Origin of the sequence: Lactobacillus sp. B4007 (genome assembly GCF_026535895.1) — a bacterium.
In the GTDB taxonomy this organism is placed as follows: Bacteria; Bacillota; Bacilli; order Lactobacillales; family Lactobacillaceae; genus Lactobacillus; species Lactobacillus panisapium.
This window is the reverse complement of the sequence record NZ_JAFNPA010000001.1, coordinates 83,281-103,094: the sequence shown is the minus strand read 5'-3', so window position 1 is coordinate 103,094 and position 19,814 is coordinate 83,281. Positions and strand designations below refer to the sequence as shown.

Annotated in this window: 16 protein-coding genes; 10 read left to right on the top strand and 6 right to left on the bottom strand. The window is 35.8% G+C overall.

The window, feature by feature from the left end; all coding sequences use genetic code 11:
- The first annotated feature begins 49 nt into the window (after positions 1 to 49).
- A complete protein-coding gene (locus J3U54_RS00515; RefSeq protein WP_267384378.1) occupies positions 50 to 412 on the top strand; it encodes a DUF6176 family protein in 363 nt (120 codons plus the stop codon).
- A 145-nt stretch (positions 413 to 557) separates the two neighbouring features.
- On the opposite strand, the gene J3U54_RS00510 is transcribed toward J3U54_RS00515, so the two are convergent.
- From J3U54_RS00510 to J3U54_RS00495, 4 genes are all read right to left on the bottom strand, one after another.
- On the bottom strand, positions 558 to 1,823 hold the full coding sequence (locus J3U54_RS00510; RefSeq protein ID WP_267384376.1) for an ABC transporter permease: 1,266 nt from the start codon (positions 1,821 to 1,823) through the stop codon (positions 558 to 560).
- Complete coding sequence (locus tag J3U54_RS00505; protein WP_267384374.1) at positions 1,820 to 2,503, bottom strand: ABC transporter ATP-binding protein; 684 nt, start codon at positions 2,501 to 2,503, stop codon at positions 1,820 to 1,822. Before J3U54_RS00505 ends, J3U54_RS00510 begins: the two co-directional genes overlap by 4 nt.
- 130 nt (positions 2,504 to 2,633) lie before the next feature.
- The gene (locus tag J3U54_RS00500) at positions 2,634 to 3,263 is read right to left on the bottom strand and encodes an SdpI family protein (RefSeq protein ID WP_267384372.1); all 630 of its coding nucleotides are present in this window, start codon (positions 3,261 to 3,263) and stop codon (positions 2,634 to 2,636) included.
- Positions 3,256 to 3,528: an autorepressor SdpR family transcription factor gene (locus J3U54_RS00495; RefSeq protein ID WP_103752405.1), complete on the bottom strand. Its 273-nt coding sequence runs from the start codon at positions 3,526 to 3,528 to the stop codon at positions 3,256 to 3,258. The genes J3U54_RS00500 and J3U54_RS00495 overlap by 8 nt, the downstream gene beginning before the upstream one ends.
- Before the next feature lie 203 nt (positions 3,529 to 3,731).
- On the opposite strand from J3U54_RS00495, the gene J3U54_RS00490 reads away from it, so the two are divergent.
- The 8 genes from J3U54_RS00490 (at position 3,732) to J3U54_RS00455 (ending at position 12,242) form a co-directional block, all read left to right on the top strand.
- Positions 3,732 to 4,043, top strand: a complete 312-nt coding sequence (locus J3U54_RS00490; RefSeq protein WP_103752406.1) for a PadR family transcriptional regulator — start codon at positions 3,732 to 3,734, stop codon at positions 4,041 to 4,043.
- The gene (locus tag J3U54_RS00485; protein ID WP_103752407.1) at positions 4,040 to 4,681 is read left to right on the top strand and encodes a DUF1700 domain-containing protein; all 642 of its coding nucleotides are present in this window, start codon (positions 4,040 to 4,042) and stop codon (positions 4,679 to 4,681) included. The genes J3U54_RS00490 and J3U54_RS00485 overlap by 4 nt, the downstream gene beginning before the upstream one ends.
- Before the next feature lie 2 nt (positions 4,682 to 4,683).
- A complete protein-coding gene (locus J3U54_RS00480) occupies positions 4,684 to 5,547 on the top strand; it encodes a DUF4097 family beta strand repeat-containing protein (RefSeq protein WP_267384362.1) in 864 nt (287 codons plus the stop codon).
- Between the two features lie 114 nt (positions 5,548 to 5,661).
- The gene (locus tag J3U54_RS00475) at positions 5,662 to 6,486 is read left to right on the top strand and encodes a CPBP family intramembrane glutamic endopeptidase (RefSeq protein WP_267384361.1); all 825 of its coding nucleotides are present in this window, start codon (positions 5,662 to 5,664) and stop codon (positions 6,484 to 6,486) included.
- 166 nt (positions 6,487 to 6,652) lie between these two features.
- A complete protein-coding gene (locus tag J3U54_RS00470; protein WP_267384359.1) occupies positions 6,653 to 7,726 on the top strand; it encodes a S66 family peptidase in 1,074 nt (357 codons plus the stop codon).
- A gap of 196 nt (positions 7,727 to 7,922) precedes the next feature.
- Complete coding sequence (locus tag J3U54_RS00465) at positions 7,923 to 8,183, top strand: SemiSWEET family transporter (RefSeq protein WP_220232219.1); 261 nt, start codon at positions 7,923 to 7,925, stop codon at positions 8,181 to 8,183.
- Positions 8,184 to 8,213: 30 nt separating this feature from the next.
- Positions 8,214 to 9,566, top strand: a complete 1,353-nt coding sequence (locus tag J3U54_RS00460; protein ID WP_267384354.1) for a hypothetical protein — start codon at positions 8,214 to 8,216, stop codon at positions 9,564 to 9,566.
- A 441-nt stretch (positions 9,567 to 10,007) separates the two neighbouring features.
- A complete protein-coding gene (locus J3U54_RS00455) occupies positions 10,008 to 12,242 on the top strand; it encodes a glycoside hydrolase family 3 C-terminal domain-containing protein (protein ID WP_267384352.1) in 2,235 nt (744 codons plus the stop codon).
- Positions 12,243 to 12,386: 144 nt separating this feature from the next.
- Here J3U54_RS00455 and J3U54_RS00450 read toward each other — a convergent pair whose 3' ends face one another.
- Together J3U54_RS00450 and J3U54_RS00445 are read right to left on the bottom strand one after the other, a co-directional pair.
- Positions 12,387 to 13,670 (bottom strand): glycosyltransferase family 2 protein, encoded by a 1,284-nt coding sequence (locus tag J3U54_RS00450; protein ID WP_267384350.1) that lies wholly within the window; start codon positions 13,668 to 13,670, stop codon positions 12,387 to 12,389.
- Positions 13,661 to 14,161, bottom strand: a complete 501-nt coding sequence (locus tag J3U54_RS00445) for a hypothetical protein (RefSeq protein WP_103752413.1) — start codon at positions 14,159 to 14,161, stop codon at positions 13,661 to 13,663. The genes J3U54_RS00450 and J3U54_RS00445 overlap by 10 nt, the downstream gene beginning before the upstream one ends.
- A gap of 1,321 nt (positions 14,162 to 15,482) precedes the next feature.
- Between J3U54_RS00445 and J3U54_RS00440 the strand changes: the two genes are divergently transcribed.
- The coding region (locus tag J3U54_RS00440; RefSeq protein WP_267384347.1) for a DUF1542 domain-containing protein at positions 15,483 to 19,814 on the top strand (4,332 nt) is incomplete at its 3' end.

Here is a 19,814-nt window from a genome sequence, read left to right as displayed (position 1 = left end):
TCAAGGCATCAGTGTTAAACTGATGTCTTTTTTTATAAGGTAGTAAAAAATGGCAAATATCGAATTAACACGTTTTCGGATTAAAAAGGGCAAAGAACAAACGGCACAAGAGTGGATGGATTTCTTAAACCGGCACCACCAAGATACTGTCGCCACCATGGCAGGTGAAAAAATGTATGTTGAAACGGTTTTTAAGGAAAGCAATCCGGACGGTTATACATACTTCTACTGGTATTCAATTCAGGGGATAGGTGGAAATGCGGTTGAAGATTCCACCAGTTATATTGATCAAAAGCATTTAGAATATTGGGAAGAATGCATTGATGAATCTTATCGTCCGGTTGATATGGTGGTTGAACAAAGTTTATTAGCACCACTAATTGAGCAGACAATCAAGCAATCCGAACAATAATTGTGGGTTGCTTATATACCAAGCAGCTGCCGATTTTAGTTCTGTTAGGGGAGAATATCTGTTATTTTACCTAATTAATAATTTTTAATTGAATCAAAAAAGTGCGAGAGTAATTTCTCGCACTTTTTGTTTGTTTTAGAATTTGTTATTCATATCGCAGGGCTGTAATTGGATCGAGTTTAGCTGCCCGTCGTGCCGGTAGTGTTCCTGCCAAGAAGGTAATTAAACAGATGATGCCAATGATTATCAAACTGCTTGACCAATTGAATTGTACCAATGTAAAGCCATCTAGTCCCTTTAGGAAACTTGTAGTTGCAACCTTATTAATGGCTTGTCCAATGCCCATTGCCGCTAACAAGCCAAGTAGAGATCCGATCAGGCCAATTAGAATTGCTTCACAACTAAAGATTGAGAAGACTTTTCCACCGCCTAATCCAAGGGCCTTCATCAAGCCAATTTCACGCGTACGATCACGCACTGACATGTAAAGAGTGTTGATAACGCCAAAACTAGCAGCAATCAGTGCAATCGCACCGAATAAAATCAGTACGCCAGTCACAGCATTAAAGACTTGGAATAATTGTTTAACCGATTCCTTGAGTGTCATTGCATCAAAGCCTTTTTTGTTGAGCCTGTCCTCAATTTCCGTAATCTTTTGATCATCCTTACTTGTTGGTGTGGCTACAACTTCAACATAACGTGCTTTTAGTGCTTTAGGTAAACCGGCTTGGTTGGCAGCAATAATCTTATCACTTAAGCCGGTGCTATAAACCGATTGACCGCTGCTGACCATGCTTTCGTTACGAACGCCCACGACTTTAGCTGCAATCTTTTCCTTTTTCTTAGTCACAGGTGAAATTGCTGTCAAATTAATTTGTTGACCAATCGCGTGCCGTGGGTTTTTGTAGCCAAACGCCTTAGCCATCTCTTTAGTCAACAGAATTTCGCTTACCTGACCTTGAGTAGCAACTTGACGTCCGGCCAACAAGTCATATTTAATTCCTAAGGTTACCTGAGCATCAATTAGGTATTTGGTTTTGCTTTTACCCTGAGCATACTCAACGTTACTATCTTTAAGAGCCTTAACGTCTTTTAACCCTTTGACAGACTTGATTTTGGCGACATCTTTTTTACTAATCATGCCATCGGCATTGTGGCTACTCTTATTTGAGTTGTATTTTTGTGGTCCTGAACCATCACTGCTAGAATATTGCGGACTGATAATCATTTGTTCAGTATTGCCAACATTGCCAATTTGCTTATGCAAATAATCATTAACACCGGTATTGATTCCAAGCGTAATACTAATTGTCAAAGCACCGATTAACACCGCGATTATGGTTAAAAAAGTGCGTCCTTTGTTATGCCATAAATTAGTTGCGGCGGAATTTAAAATATCACGAAATTTCATTCTTTGCCTCCTTCAACTAACTGGCCATCTTTAATTTTAATTTGTCGTTCACACTTGTTTGCTAAATCTGGATCGTGGGTGACGATAATTAAGGTAATTCCTTTTTCTTTATTTAAGTTGAATAAAATATTTTCAACCATTTCACCAGTGCCAGAGTCAAGATTACCGGTTGGTTCGTCAGCAAAAATTATTTGCGGATCATTGACTAAAGCACGTGCGATGCAGACCCGCTGCTTTTGACCACCAGAAAGTGCGTTAGCCTTATTATTAGCCTTGTTTTCAAGGCCCACGGCTTTAATTGCCTTTAAGGCAGCTTCACGCCTTTTCTTCCCTGTGATACCAGCTATTTTCATTGGCAACATGACATTTTCGAGTACACTGTCTTGAGCATTAAGAAAAAATTGTTGGAATACAAAGCCAAAAGTCTTGTTACGCAACTTATTCAAGTCTCGCGCCTTGATTTTAGCTGTTGGTTCGTCATTAAGCCAAACGCTACCCGAAGTGGGGTGGTCAAGTAAGGCCATGATATGCATCAAGGTTGATTTACCCGAACCACTTTTACCGATGATGGCAACTGATTCGCCCTGATTAATTTGTAAACTGATTCCACGCAGCGCATCGAACTTAGAGGCACCTTTGCCATAAGTTCGTGTGACTTCGCGCGTTTCTAGTAGACTCATCTAGTCTTTCCTCCTTGGATCACTGTATTATTGATATAATACAGCTCAGTATATTAATAGTCAATACTTTTTTAATAAAAATCACAGATTAGCGTAGATAGCTGTTACTATTAGATTTACAAGTGCCTTCTTACTTCTTACTTAAATAGTATGAGTAGATAATGGGCACAATAAGATCGATAAGAATAATGATGATAAAAAGGGACATTGTTTGATCAAGTGCGGTTACTAATAAAAATAGCCCACTAAGCAGCATGAGCCAACCAGCTAAATGGTGTGTTTTTTGCCAGTTAACATTATTGTTCAATGTCCAAGGAAGACGAAAACCGATTTGACCATTCGGTCTGGTTTTTGGCAGGTAATTGCCGAAAATAACCAGTATTAATCCAAACAAAATATTGAAAACGAATGACATTTTAAGTGGGTAGCCGAGTGCAAAGGCGTAAATTGAATAACTGGTTACGTTAACAATGATGGGAATAAACCATAAGGTAATGTTAACGATCTTAAAATTTAAACTACCGGTCTTTGACTCATGCGCAATGAGATAAAAAACTAACAATTGCAACAGCAACATTAAGATTGGAATAGCACAAATTGCCCAAATTTTAGCAGCAAAACCGTTTGGACTATCATTTAGGCCAAAGTGAATTGCCATTCGCGCAGGTAATTTATTATATAGCAGTAAACCAACTAAAATTGGTAAAAGCGTTAGTAAACAGGTAATCACAAACGTTTTTTGGTATCTTTTTTTATTCATCTTGATCTCCTTTCAAATCAACGAGCCAAGTCATGATTTCTTCAATGATGGAAGTATTTAAAGAGTAATAAATATAGTTTTTTTCTTTTTCTTCACTAATTAAATCAGCTTTTTTAAGAACGTTTAGATGATAAGAAATTGTTGCTTGTGTCATATCAAAGTGACTAGCAATTTCACCGGCAGACATCTGTCCAGCTTTTAATAACTGCAAAATCTTACGTCTGACAGGATCTGCTAACGCTTTAAAACTGGTTTCAAAAGCCATTTTTTCTCCTTTCTATTTAGAAAAACATCTAATTAGGTATTTTTCTAAATAGTACCACCTTTTTTACTGAAAGCAATCATTATTATTTCTACAGAATAGCTTTTTTTAAAGATTAAATTATTGTGTTTTAATTTTTGAGTTGAAAATAATACTTTTAAGTTTTACAATATTATATAAAATATAATATTGGAAGGAGCAAAAAAATGCCTTTACAAATTCAGCCTCGTTTACTTGATGGGGCAGTCTTATGTCTTATTAATAATGATCGATTATACGGTTATACGCTTTCAAAACAGGTGCAGTCTTACTTTGATGTCTCAGATTCTGCTATTTATCCTGTTTTGCATCGCTTAAAAAAGAAAAAATTTGTTATTACTTATGACAAACCGTTTGAGGGAAGAAATCGCCGCTATTATCAGATCACCGACTTAGGAACTAATGAATTGCAGACTATTACTAATGAATGGTGGATTTTTAGTGATAAGGTCGACCAGTTGATGGGGGAGCAGAAATGAATAAAATAATTGAAAATTATATCAGTGAATTAAGCAATAACTTGAGTGCATTGCCTTATTCTGATCGTCAAGATGTAATTGAGTTTTACCAAGAATTTTTATTTGATGGTGATTTTAAAACTGAACAGGACATTGTTGACGATTTAGGCACACCCAAAATGTTGGCACGTAAAGTGTTAGCTGATTACTCCATTTCGGATAAAGATAACCCACAGCCACGTAATGCCTCCTCTAAATCGAACTTAAAAACAATTTGGGTAATTTTACTTGGAGTGCTTGCGGCACCAATTGGTATTCCCTTAGCTATTCTTGCCGTTCTGTTAATGATTTTAATTCTCCTTATTTTCTGTGCAGTGTTTATTGCAATTACGCTTGCAATTACAGGATTGTTTATAACAGGAGCTTTAATTTTATGTAAATCATTCGGCTTGATTTTTACCATTAATTGGTCGACTGGCCTGTTTTATAGCGGAGCCGGTATCATGCTAATCTGTGTTGGCCTATTGCTATTCCCACTTCTAATGAGATTTATCCGGTTCCTAATTGCGGAATGTACCACATTCTTCCGCTTTCTTGGGAAAAAGATTTTCAAGAAACAATATTATAAGACTAATTCTAAAATGAAAACGGAGAAATAATTATGAAAAAGTATTTTCAAATTACCGGCGTGGCGCTAATTGTTGGAATTATTATGACACTGATAGGTTGGGGTAATAAAGGGGTCAAACCAGTAATTGATAATCATGACCACTTTACTTTTACTGCTATCGGCAATAATAAGCTCACACGCAAAGAAACTATTAATAACAATTTTAACAAAATAGCAATTCAAGCAGAAAATTCAGATTTTCATATCCATTCTGGCAATCGTTTCCAGATTAAGGTTACTGGCGTTAATCCAAATGCAGTGCAGGTAAAAGTGAAAGATGATACCCTGAACATCTATGAACCCAGACCGTTTGCGATTAACTGGCGCAAGATTAACTCCCAAGTTGACATCACGATTCCTAAAAAACATAAGTTGGTTGAAACATTCGTAGCAAGCTCGGGAAACATCAAAGTAGACAATCTAACAATGACCCGGCTACTTATTTCAACTTTTACCGGAACAATAACAGTTGATAAAATAACTACCAAAGAATCAGACATACAAACAGAAGAAAACTATGGGCTCAAAACTATTAATTCGAACTTAGGTAATTCAAGTTTAACAGTTGATCGAGGTAAATTAACTATTGATCATTGTCAATTAAGCGCTATGGGTTCGTCTAATTCTGGTGACGTGTATATTGCTAATTCGCGTCTTCTCAATAAGAGTCAGTTTGATATGGACCGAGGTAAATTTGTGTTAAAAAATGTTCCTAATCTCAGTTATCAACTATCTGCAGACGGCAAAGCAATTACATATATGGGGTCCAAACCATACGAAAATTTCATCAAAAAGACTTCAGATAAGAATTTACTGATTGTTAATTCATCGGAAGGTACAATTATAATTGAGTAAGGTGTACCCAATTAAATGAGTAAATAGAAAGCGGATGGCAATCAAGTAAGTTAGTTTATGTGGAATTTGAATGAGATTTTATCATCGGCTAGTTAAGAGATTGTGAAGTAAGAAATGAAAACTAGTAAAACTATTTTAGGCTCAATAATGGCATTTGCTTTTCTTGCAATTGGCCAAATGCTGGCGGAAATTACTTATTTTGGATTAAAGTTAATCCATTGCCCAGTTACTATCTCAGCAATTATTAGTGGATTAGTCTATTTTGTGGTTGTGTATTATTGCGTTAAATTGCTTTGTCAATATTATTTACACTTGCCTTTATCAGCAATTGGAGTAACAAAATTTCATCTTAATTTGGTGTGGGGAATAACTGCTTTTATCCTGCCAGTAATGGTCATTAGCGTGTTTATCTTTTTTGGTGGTTACTTCAAAACCGCTGCTTTACCCAATTGGGAATTAATCATGATTAACATCTTCTACGGCAGTTTTGCTGCTGGCTTTGTGGAAGAGTTAGTTTTTCGGGGAGTAATTTTAAATCTTCTGTCAATTAGGTGGAATCGCTGGATAGGGGGGTCAGTCACATCATTGATCTTTGCCAGCATGCACATTATTGGCCGTAAATTATCAGCTATAAGTATTTTGCAGTTGCTAATTGCATGTACTTTGGCAGGAATTATGTTTGTACTTATTGAAACTGAGCAGCGTACGATTTGGAATAATGCCGTGATTCATTCAATCTGGAATTTATTGACGAGTGCGTTAGTGGCTGTTAATGTAACTTTTAAAAATGATGCACTTATTACTTTTATTCCTAATAATAAAAACTTCTTGTATACAGGTGGCGACTTTGGAATGGAGTCTTCTCTCATTGCATTAGTGGCCTATCTGATTGTTATTCTTTTAGCAGTATATTTAATTAAACAGAGAAAGCATGTCTAATAATCTGTTGTAAGGATTTCTGCAAAAAGTGTAAACCTCAAAATAATAAGCAAAATTAATGTCTCTTGTAGTTAGTTGTATTGAATTGAGTTTGACTTAATTGTTATTAATACGCATAATAGTCAGCATATAAGCGGGTATTGTGATAACCAACAGGAGATACTAGATGTTAAAAAAACCGCACCGTCTAAACCAAGGAGACCAAATTGCTATTGTTAGCTTATCAATGGGAACGCTAGGAGAGGATTTTGCCGCACACCAACTTAAGCTGGGCAAGAGGCGAATTGAAGAACTCGGCTTAAAACCAGTTTTTATGCCACACGCTCTTAAGGGAATTGATTATGTGAGAAATCATCCGGAAAAAAGGGCAGCGGATCTGAAAGATGCCTTTCTAACTCCTAGCATTAAAGGCATTGTTGCTGCAATTGGGGGCGATGACACTTACCGAATTCTACCTTATTTGCTGGAAGACGAAGAATTTAAACAAGCGGTAGTAGATCATCCGAAGCTGTTTACCGGTTATTCGGACACTACTAATGATCATCTGCTGTTTTATCGGTTAGGGATGCAGAGCTTCTACGGCATTAGCTTTTTAAACGATTTTGCTGAACTAGATAATGACATGTTGCCGTATACTGCAAAAACGATTGCCCACTTTTTTACTAATCCGCCAATAACGGACATCCCCGCTAGCACGACTTGGTATGAAGAGCGAACGGATTTTTCTCCGACCCAATTGGGTCAAGCTCGTGTGAGTCATCCTGATACAGGCTACAAAGTTTTACGCGGTAAAGGCAAGATTCAAGGCCAACTTTGGGGTGGCTGTCTTGACAGTCTAGCCGATGATTTAGGTGATGATCGCTATCCTGATGAACCTGAAGTTATTTCCCACTACCATCTATTGCTTTCGCCCGAGGAAGCCAAGGGAAAGCTGTTGTTTATCGAAACATGCGAAGAACAGCCTGAGCCCGCTCTTTTCCGCGAAAAATTAGCTAAACTTGATAAGGTGGGAATTTTATCCAACGTCAGTGGTATTTTAGTCGGTAAGCCGCAGAATAAAAAATATTTTGCAGAATATCAGCAAGAATTACTGGCTGCAACCGCGGACTACCAAACACCGATTTTATATAACGTCAACTTTGGTCATGCCTATCCGCATACGGTCCTGCCATACGGTGCTACTGCCGAAATTGATTGCGAGCAAGCGAGTTTACGGATACTAGAACCGTGGTTTGCTTAGTATAATTCCTTTTTTGCTAGGTCATTAAATAAAGGTTCACATGTTTTAACCTTCATTTATATAAAAATCGTGCCACGGCTGCTGTAGAAAACCTGGTAACTCCACCAACATAAATTATTTTTCATCTGCGACTTCAAATCTTTGTGAAAGCGATTGCTTAATGCTAGGCTATTCATATAGATAGGAGGTAAAGTTGATGAAAATTGATAAATTTATGAATACGCTAGGATGGATTGCTTCGATTACGGCAATCATTATGTATGTCGCATATATACCGCAAATTTTTAACAATATAAGAGGAATGAAAGGTAGTCCAATACAACCTTTAGCAACGGCCATCAACACTTTTTTATGGGTAATCTATGCTCTTTTTAAAAAAGATCGTGACCTTCCTTTAGCTCTTTGCAATGCCGCTGGTGTAATTTTTGGTTTAATTGCATTTTTTACCGCTTTGTAAGTTACAAATCATTAAAACGAAAGGAAAGCTATGGTTAAAGTCAAAATTTTTAATCCTCAAAATGGCAGCAAAATTCCGCTACCTGTTAAATTTAAATTACCTGCTGAAATTAAGGGCGATTATTGGGTAACGAAAAATAGTAAGGGAGAAACAATAGTAGCGCAGCGGTTATATCATGATGAAGAAAATAATTTTGTAGCAGTAGTTACGTTTGCGGGCGCTCAAGAAGAATTAACCTTTGACCACGAGATAAGCGTGGATCAAGTCAAAGGAATCAAAGAAATAAAAACTACTCAGGAAAAAGATGCGTATGTGCATCTGAATACGGGTAAATTTGACTTTGAGCTTTGCCGAGGAACCGCTATGGGAGAGGGCTCATCAAAATGGGGCTTGCGACATTTCATGGCAGTTGATGAAAAGAAAGATTTACTTCCTTCTGGTAACAATGCCATCGGTGGCTTTTATGGGCCCTTCTTTACGCCGGATAACGGCTTAATTAATCCCGCCGAGCATATCATAGTCGATATTGAGCCAATCGAAGATGGTCCGGTAATGAAGAAGTATCGTTTATTTGGACGCATACCGGATGGGCTAAAACCTGAACTTCATGGTAAGCGTTTTGCTTTGGACTGGTCTTTTTACTATAATGTTCCTTTCTTTTCGAGAACATACCAGGTTGATCATTTTCAGACCACTGTTAATAACCGCTCAATCGTTGATAAGATTACCGTTGGTGATGAATTTGAAAGCGGCATTGGTCAATTAGTTTTTGATCGGTTTGCCGCATATGACGGTGTTTGGTACCGTGAAGGTGATCCATATTCCGGTCAATTGGCGAAAAAAGTGCAAGAGTTAGTGCATGACAGTCAAAAAAGATCTACCAGGTTTGAAAATTTCCGTAAGCAACTGACTGATAACATGGAAAATGCTCATTGGGATTTATATTGGCGGTTGTTTTCTGTATGGGAAAATGCTTTGACACCAGATGAAATTGAAACTAACCTGCAAGATGTGCGGCAAAAGGCCTTTGTGTTGGCGGAGCTAAATAATCGGCCCTGGTTGTATAGCTCTGATCCGGTTAACGTCAGTTCCGTTCCTGATCAAACGATTTTTGCTGGTCCGGCTACTAAGAGTGCCGAAATTAATACCAAAACTGGCCAAGCAATGATCTGGCAAACGGATCAGGCTGCAAGCGCATTTCAAATCGTTCAACGGCCGCAATCTGGTTGGCAAAATTGGGGCACAAATGCTGAAAATGAATGTCCTTCATTGCCAGTAGGCAGTTTAATTCATACGGCTTATGGTCCTTATCAAGATAATTGGCGTGAAGTAGCTGATAGCTTGGCGGCAATCGTTAAGATTAAGACAGAAATACATGCATAATTTTTCTTGAAGAGTTTCAATTGAATAGAAAGTAAAAACTGGTTATTTAAGTTAATACACGATCCCGCTAAATGTATTGGAATCGTGTATTTTGTATATTTTTTCTCTTATTTGATTACAGATATATTTTTACTGGATAAATCTAAAATTTGTTCAGTTTAACTTAAACTTTATAATATCAAAAAAGCAGTAATACTATTCCTGTAATATTATAATATCATTAATATTTTTACTTATTCTTCATTTTTAATATTATTTATGTATCTAATGAGGCAATGGCTGTTATAATATAAACAACTTACAAAAATTGATTTATCGAATTAATTTTAAAGCGTAAGTAGCAATTAAAATCTAGTTAGATATTTCTAGCTGAATATCTAACGAAGAATAATTTTAATTAGTTAATATTGATATTTTTAATAAAAAGTTAAGGTAATAGTTATGAGTAGTAAATTTAATTTGTCTTTTGTAAGAAATTTAACGCTTACTGAAAAAGCAGCATTAGTAACAGGTAAAAATTATTGGTATACTGCCGATAATAAAAAGCGTGAAATACCCTCAATAATGATGACTGACGGGCCATCTGGTTTAAGAAAACAGGCTGAAGGTGCGGATGCTTTGGGGTTAAATGGAAGTGTTGAAGCTGTATGCTTTCCCACAGCTGCATTAACGGCCTGCTCGTTTGATAAGTCAATGTTATTTAAATTAGGACAAAACTTGGGTCAAGCGGCTAAAGCAGAGAATATTAGTATTTTATTGGGCCCCGGAGTTAATATTAAGCGTTCTCCGCTAGCTGGCCGAAATTTTGAATATTTTTCTGAGGATCCATATTTAGCTGGAGAATTAGGCAGTAGCTATGTTCAAGGGGTACAAAGTCAAAAAGTAGGCGTTAGTGTTAAACACTTTGCTGCTAATAACCGTGAAAATCAACGATTTACAGCGTCTTCCAATATTGATGAGCGAACATTGCGTGAAATATATTTGAAGGCCTTTGAAAAAATTGTTAAAACAGCGCAGCCAGCGACTCTGATGTGTTCGTATAATGAACTTAATGGTGTTTTGAACTCTCAAAACCATCGTTTATTGACGCAAATTCTACGTAATGAATGGGGCTTCCAAGGTGCGGTAATGTCTGATTGGGGCGCGGTAGCCGATCATGTAGCTGCTCTTAAGGCTGGCTTAGACTTAGAAATGCCTGGCAATGGAAAGGATTCTATTCACCAAATTGTGACTGCAGTGCAAAACGGTCAATTAGAAGAATCAGTCTTAGATACTGCTGTTTTGCGTGTATTGCATCTAGTCGAAAAATATGTAAACTCACAAACCGTTCATTCGAATTCCTATGATAAAGCAGAGCAGCACGATTTTGCGCGGCAGGCGGCTGAGGATAGTTTGGTTTTGTTGAAAAATGAGCATCAAATTTTACCACTACAAAAAAATGATCATGTTGCACTAATTGGCGCTTTGGCAAAAACTCCACGGTATCAGGGTGGTGGTAGTTCGCACGTTAACTCTTATCGTGTTGTTACCCCGCTAGATGCTGCACAACAAAGTGATTACGACGTTGATTATGCTCAAGGTTATAGTTTAAATACGAATAAGACCGATAAGGAATTAGTAAATGCCGCTATTAAGTTGGCTCAGGAAAATGATAAGGTAATTTTCTTTGCAGGAGTGCCTGAGCAAGATGAATCAGAAGGTTTCGATAAAGAAACACTTGATTTGCCCGATAATCAAGTGGCACTAATTGAGCAATTGGCGCAAGTTAATCCTAATTTGATTGTCGTTTTACAAAACGGTTCCGTCGTAACAATGCCTTGGCGAGATTCAGCACTTGCAATTTTGGAGACTTATTTAGCTGGAGAGGCTGTTGGTGAGGCAACCTGGAATATTTTGACAGGTGCCACTAATCCTTCTGGTAAATTAGCTGAGACTTTTCCAATTCGATTAGAAGATAATCCGACTTATGGCACTTTTAACGCTAGCAAAACCCAGGAAAATTATCATGAAGGTATTTTTGTCGGTTATCGTTATTATGATTTAAAGAAGAAAGCAGTTAATTATCCATTTGGCTATGGATTAAGCTACACAACCTTCACATATAGTAATTTGGTGATTCAAAATACTAGCGATCAAGTGAGTGTAGAATTTGACATTAAAAATACCGGTCAAGTTGCAGGTCAGGAAATTGCGCAATTATATGTGCGTAATTTAGTAAGTGCTGTCGAAATGCCCATTCAAGAATTACAGGGCATTTCTAAAGTTTACTTGCAACCAGGTGAAAGTAAAACGGTTCAACTAAAGCTCACACGGTCTAATTTTGCTTGGTATAATACACAAAACTCTGCTTGGCAGACAGACCAGGGCGAATATGAAATTCGGGTAGGAAAATCTTCTCGCCAAATTGAATTGCGTCAAAGAATCCAATTAGAGATTGGGACTAAACCTTCAAAAATGGTAAATTTAAATACCTATTTAAAGGATATAATTTACCGTTCTGATTTAAAAAACGCTTTGTCAAAAGCCGGTTTGAAGAGCAGTATTAATCAAATTTTACAGTCAGATAGTAATGCTGAATTGTTAGAAAACATGCCACTACGAGCTTTGGTGATGCTTGGAGCCAGTATGCAGCAAGTAGAAACATTTTTAAAACTGGTTCAAAACAAAAATAGTTAGTACATAATTCATTCATCTAAAAAACACATTCTGAGATCTTATCAGAATGTGTTTTTTAGTATACGTCAAAATCTTATTTTACTTTGGAAGGCAGCCCATATTATGTTCGAGTATGATGAATTAGCCAAATATTACTTATTTACTTTACCGCGAGGGACTGGCCCATGTGCCAGACCCATGACCCATAATCGTTTTAACCGCGGGGATGAAGGTGGTAATAATCGTTATGGTGTTGATAACCCATAGACATAATAAATAGATTGGTGCAAATAGCAGGTACTCAATCTTATTACCGCGTTTATCGATTATCAGTGCAGTTACTAATTGCATAATTCCGGCAAGCATTTCAAAGCTAATTATAATTAAGGCCGAGAAACATAAACAGAATAAAGCAGCCCAATTTTGCGTAAGTAAATCGTTAATTGCTAAAACTGCAAAAATGGCAGTAGAAATCCAGAAGAAGAATGCCCAACAAATACTCAGGGTTTGGTCAAAAAGCATTAGCACTTCACCTAAATTTTTAAGTGGGTGGCGCAAAACTCGTAAGAGATTGGTTAACCAAACTTCAGTTCCACCTTTGGCCCAGCGCTTACGTTGATGGTACAAATCACGCAAATTTTCTGGCACTAGGGTGTAGGAGATTATGTCAGGTGCAAAAACAGCGAGCCAGTTGTTGAGCTGATGATCCCAAGCAATGCTGATGTCTTCGGTTGCCCGATCTTGTCGAAAAAGCCCGACATCCATCAAAGCACTCTTTCGGTACATCGTGTTAGCGCCACTATAAGCAAAGATGCTGCCAAACACGCCCATTTCCGCGCGTTTAATGATACCGATGATACTGGAAAATTCAACCGTGATTGATTTGGTAATCAGCTTGGTCCGATTGCGCACCTCTACGTTAGAAGTTACTGCCGCAATATTTTGCCCCTCGGGACTATTAAAATAATTGACATAACGTTTCAGCGCATCCGGTTCTGGAATCGTGTCTGCATCGTTACTGAGAACCAAATCCCCTCGAGCAAATGCTAATCCAACATTAAATGCATGAGCCTTACCATGATTTTGCTCTAGTCGAATGACGCGCAGCTTAGCGTATTGCTTTTGCAATTTTGCTAGAATGCTAGGCGTCTGGTCGGTTGAGCCGTCATCAATTACCAATAATTCATAGTTGGTGTAGTTAAGCTGGGTTAGGAGGTAATAAATGGTTTCTGCCAGCGAAACTTCTTCGTTATGTGCAGGGATCATAATTGTAATCATTGGTTCTTTTTCCGGTGGAATCATGGCAAATTTCTTTCTTTTATTGCGAAAAACATATTTATAGCATAAACCACCGATAAACCAGGCTAAGCCCCCTAAAATTGGGTAGGAAACTAAAATCAAAAACAAAAATTGCGGAACAATCTTGAAATTAAGCCATGTTAAGTACACTGATGATCGTCTCCTTTGACAAATAATAGCTGGGCAAAGTAGGGCTCAAGATTTTGTTGCTTTTTTACGGTATAAAAACTGTTTTGCTGCCGTTTTTGTAAATTACCAAATTTATCTGTCCAGGCATTTTCAATTAACTCTTTTCGAACATTACATCTATTAGTATTAATCGCGACTCGGCGGGTCCAAGTTGACGAAAACCGGTAGTTGTTCCACTCAGTCAGACCAAAATATAAAAGAGCAATAAAAACAAAATAACTATTAAAAAAGCGCGCGAGAAATTTTAGTGGAATGATAATCTGATAGTAATAGTTAAATGGCAGTGCTTGTCTTGCTTGGGTAAACCATAAAGGTAATGCCAAAAAGAAAAACGGTAAGATAACGCCAAACCAGCCAACTAATGCGATAGCAGTTTGTTTTGCTTTAAGTTTCCAATTGGACGAATTAAAATAGTCATCTTCGATCATTTCAATTTTGTTCTTGTGATTCAATTTTTTCTCCTTTGTCAAAAAAATTATTAGGTCTGAAAAGCGCGTTTTCTACTTTATTAGCTTGCAAAAAATAATTCAAATTAGGAATGCTACCTTAAGATATTCTCAATAAAGGTTGTTATTTGGTAAAGAACTTTAGTTTACCTTAACCATGTGAGTAGCCCAACGACCTTTATGGTAGAAACCAAACCGAACTTTTTTCAGCATTAATTAACGTTGCCTCTGTGCTTTTAAGCAAGGGCTTTTTGGTGTGCCTAAAATCGTTTAGTTGCTTTTTCAAGAAAGTTAGCGTTAGCGCATTAAATTTATTAGATTTAAAAAGAAAGTCTTAGCTATTAAATAGTCAATAAGTAATAAAGAAAAGGAATTAAACATGTGAAATTATAGAATAAATTTTTAAAGTAATAATTCTTACTGTAACTGAGAGATTATTTTTTCTAGCCCAATTAAAGCATATTTAAGGCATGAATATTAAAAACATTTCGAATGGATCAGAAAAATTAAAGTTATTAAACTTTTGTTTACCTTGAAATTAAGTTTATAAATGTTTGTGAGAAGGGAAAAGTTTCTATATCTTTGTATAACCAAGAAAATTAAATGTATTTGTGTTAATTATTTTTAGCCAAAATTTATAAAATTAAACGTTTAATTAACATCTTTAAAAGTTAGCAGACCTTCAACTTTTAAGACTGTTATCTATATTAGACAAATACAATTTTTAATTTTAGTAATTATTGAATAATATAACTTTTTATATAAACTAAGTGTAATTCTGCATCTTTTTAGGGTCATTTATGTTGATATTTGTTCAATATTAAGGGATTTTGTTAGTTAAATACAGCTTTATATGTTTGATATATTAATATTTTGCATAAATATGGAGTAAGATATATTTAAAATAACAAAAATAACAATTTTAAATCTTGCTAAATTGTAAAAATAAAATATTTATTTCATTTTTATACATTATTATATTTATATTTAAGGATACAAGATTTAAAATAAATAATCTTAATCTAGGTTATTTTTAAGTATTGTAATGAAATAAAGACGGAATTTTCTTTAGAGTAATAAATAGTATCAATTTCGTGAAAAACGTAGAAAAAAAGGAAAAAAGCAAGGAATTTTTCTTATTTTTTAAAAAAAGCAAGGAATTATTGATTTTATTTTGTAAATTTATTTGTTATTTAAAAAATAAAATCAAATAAAATCGAATAAAAATAAATGATTTTTTTAATAGTTGTGGAAATGAAAAAATAATTGTGCTAGAATCAAAAACTGAAGGAAATAAATAACAGTATTTTTTTAATAAGGAGTATATATGAAACGAAATTATTTAATCAAAGAGATTAAAAATACGAATTACAAGATGCACAAGAGTAAGAAGGGGTGGCTGGTTAGCTATTCTCTTTTAACTTTTATGTTGGGTGGCCTTTTGTTCGGTAGTGCTGAAACACAACAAGTAAAAGCTGCCGAACTTGAAAATTCGACAAGTAAAGTAAATTCTCCTAAGAGACCTACTCATCAAAAAATAGATCTAGATTCTGTCGAAAAAGCTAAGCAAAATGAACTAGCAGCTTTAGAGACAGAAGCTAGTCTCACTAAGCAAAAGATTAATGGTGATAAAGTTTTAGGTCTTAATGAAAGATCAGAAGAGATAAAGAATGTTGACAATTTACTTGAGGAAGCAAAAGTAAAAATTAATAGTGCTGAAAGTATTGTTAATGTTAAATCTTTGACTGATGATTATATTTCACGTATAAAGCTTAGTTACAAGACAAGAACAGCTAATGGTGATGGTGGCAATAGTAATACTTTAACCGATGATCAGAAGATAAAAAATAAGAAAGATAAGCCTAAATTATCTACTTATTCAGGATTAAGTACGTTTTTAGGACAAAATTCTGGCTCGCAAAATAATTCAAAGACAGCTGAAAATAAAAATGAAGAGAGTTTAATAGATTCTTCAAGTAAAATCCAGCAAAGTGTAAAAGTTGGCTCTGATGATTCAGATACTGATAAAGATATTTCGGTTGCATCAGCAAATGATGATGATCGTGATAAATTTAATAATGAGTTAGATAAAAACCAGTCAACTACACCAACTTCAGTAACAGTTGCTACTCCTGATGAAGTCACTAATCCAGATAAATATAAAACCAGTTACACTAAAAAAGAAGTATCAGATTTTAGAGCTTTAGCTAATGCTTGGAATAATTCAACTGGTTCTCTTTATATCGATATCACTGCTGACCTTAAGTATGATGGTATATCAACATTAAACCCAAGAGGATCTAGAGCTAATGTTATTATTAACGGTAATGGTCATACTGTAGATCTTGGGAGACAGTCTTTTTCCTATGCTGGAAATATAGAAAAAAGTAATCCATCGACTTTAACAATTACAAATACCAATTTTATACAGGGATTCGATGGAGTTGATTGGAATTCGTTTGATCTGGTTAATGCTAATACTAGCCGTGGCTTTACCTTAAATATCGATAATGTAACCTTAAAAGGTCCGGATAATGCGCCAAACCTACAGCCATGTCATGTCTTATTTGACGAGTATGGTACAATTGTCTTTTCTGGTACTAATAAATTCTATATTACAAATGAAATAACTCGTGGTGTATCACATGTGTATTTTGCAAATAATAGCCATGTATTAATGCAACGGGTTACTATAAATGGTGGAGAGTCTCGCAACTCAGAATTTTGGTACTCTGTAAGAGATGGTAATACTAATCTAAATACATTTACAATGGGTGACGGCTCATCAAATACTGCTATATCTGCCCCTGGAATCATTGCTAACTATCCCGCTTTGTACCAACTTGTTGATACTGTAAAAGTAGGAGATAACGTTAAATGGGAGCAAGACGGATATCAGTATTTTCTAAATCAATCTTGGGCTCTGAGTTCAGGTACATATAGATTTGGACAAAACTTTGACTTAGAGGCGCCATCCACAACAAGGTCTAACGCAATATATTTAATTGGTAATCAAACAGCTAAATTTGGTGCAGGTGCTATCCTGAACATTAATCAAAAAGCTAATGATGGGTCAATAATTAGAGTTGATGGCAACTCACAAGTAATTTTTACTTCGCCAAAACAACTTCATTTAGCTGTACAAGATTCATATGGAAATGCAGCTACCACAGGGTACGGCATTATTTCAGGAACTGGATCAGTAACACTAAACAATTCAAGTATTAGAAGTTGGAATGGTAGTAACTCTTCTGAATTGGATGAAGCTGGAGATAATTCATCTAAGTTTTCTCAAATGACTGTTCGGAATGGTCAAACAACGATTAAGAGTTTTGATAATACAAGTAGTATTTCTGATATCATTACTTCTAGGACACGTGAATTACAAACTAATGCAATTAAACCTGGTACAATCAAAATTCAATATGTAAATCAAAATGGTTTGAACATCGGAAGTCCAATTTCAATTTCATTGCCTAAAGATGCTTATATTGGTGAATTTATTCCGCTTATAAATAAAGATATTGTTATTGATAAAATGCCAAATAAGTATATGTGGGCCTTAGGAAATCAAGTATTTTCAGGCGCTAAGGATGACCATCAGAGCTTAGGTGAAAAGAACAATAGTAATGATGATGGAGATTCTAATGGCCAAGCAGAAATTGGTATTGTACCAATGGAAGGTCAAGTATATACTTATAAAATTTATGTTTATGGAACACCACAAAAAGTAACTTATAGATATGTTGACTACAACACTAATCGTACTTTAACCTCACCATTATCAGGAGTTTCAGGAAATGAAACAATTGGTGGTGTTACACCAGCTAATTATGGTAATGAAATAGATTGGACAAACAGTTACTATACTCAAGATAATGTTCCATCGGGTTACGTGTACTCTACAACAGCAAAAACGGAGAATAAACAGCCGGGAATTACTAAAGTTACTGATTCTAATCCAGTAGTTGTTATATATGTTGAAGGTAAACAGCAAAAAATTCCAGTTAGCTATGTTAGTTTAAATGGTGACTCTGTGAATCCAGTCACTGCAGTAAATATTTCAGGTGCGACTGGTGAAACAATTACCCTTCCTGCTGCTCCCGAGGCTTATGATTCTGGATTTGATCACATTGAATTAAATGGCATTACAGTACAGCCAGGTTACAAATTTGACATGCCAGATCAAAGTGGATTGGCTTCAGATAAAAAATATTCTATAAGATATGTTTATCATTCAATTAACAAAGAAAGAAATATTGCATTAAACGAAATAAATTCAAGTGCTACTGCTGCAAAAATCAATATTGAAAATGATTCTACGATTACAGATAGTGTTAAACAAAGTCAAAAGAAAATAATTGATGATGCAGTAACTGACGCAAAGTCTAAAATTAATAGTGATAATCTTCCAAGTTTAATTGATAAAGATAAGCAAGATGCATTAAGTATCATAAGAAATGCTCATAAAGGTTCTAAGACCATAGAAGAGCAAAGAGTAGATGCTAAAGGTGCAATTGATAGACAAGCAAGCATAACGAATAAATCGATTGACGATGATAAGACCTTAACTACAGCCGAAAAGAATGATCAAAAGGCAGCTGTCGCAAAAGATGTAACAGATGCGAAAGCAAATATCGATAATGCAACTAATGCTCAAGGCATCAGTAATGCACGAGATGCTGGTGTTAATAAGATTCAGAATGATTATCAAACAAGTAAAACAAGCTTAGCTGAGCAAAAGACCAATGCTATAAGTGCAATTGATAGACAAGCAAGCATAACGAATAAATCGATTGACGATGATAAGACCTTAAGCAAAGCTGAAAAGGATGCTCAAAAGACAGCTGTCGCAAAAGATGTAACAGATGCGGAAGCAAATATTAACAATGCTAGCGATGCTCAAGGTATCCTTGACGCTAAAAATACCGGTGTTGAAAAGATTAAGAATGATTATCAAACAAGTAAAACAAGCTTAGATGAGCAAAAGACCAATGCTAGAAGCGCAATTGAGACTCAAGCAAGCACAACGAATAAGTTAATTGACGATGATAATACCCTAACGACAGCCGAAAAGAATGATCAAAAGGCAGCTGTCGCAAAAGATGTGACAGAAGCGGAAGCAAATATTAACAATGCTAGCGATGCTCAAGGTATCCTTGATGCTCAAGGTGCCGGTATTGAAAAGATTAAGAATGCTTATCAAACAAGTAAGATAAGCTTAGCTAAGCAAAAGACCAATGCTATAAGCGCAATAGAGACTCAAGCAAGCATAACGAATAAGTTAATTGACGATGATAATACCCTAACGACAGCCGAAAAGAATGATCAAAAGACAGCTGTAATACAAGATGTGGTAGATGCCAAAGCAAATATCGGCAATGCTAGCGATGCTCAAGGTATCCTTGATGCTCAAAATACTGGTGTTGAAAAGATTAAGGGCGAATACCATTCAAGTAAGATAAGCTTAGCTAAGCAAAAGACCAATGCTATAAGCGCAATAGAGACTCAAGCAAGCACAACGAATAAGTTAATTGACGATGATAAGACCTTAACTACAGCTGAAAAGGATGCTCAAAAGGCAGCTGTCGCAAAAGATGTGACAGAAGCGGAAGCAAATATTAACAATGCTAGCGATGCTCAAGGTATCCTTGATGCT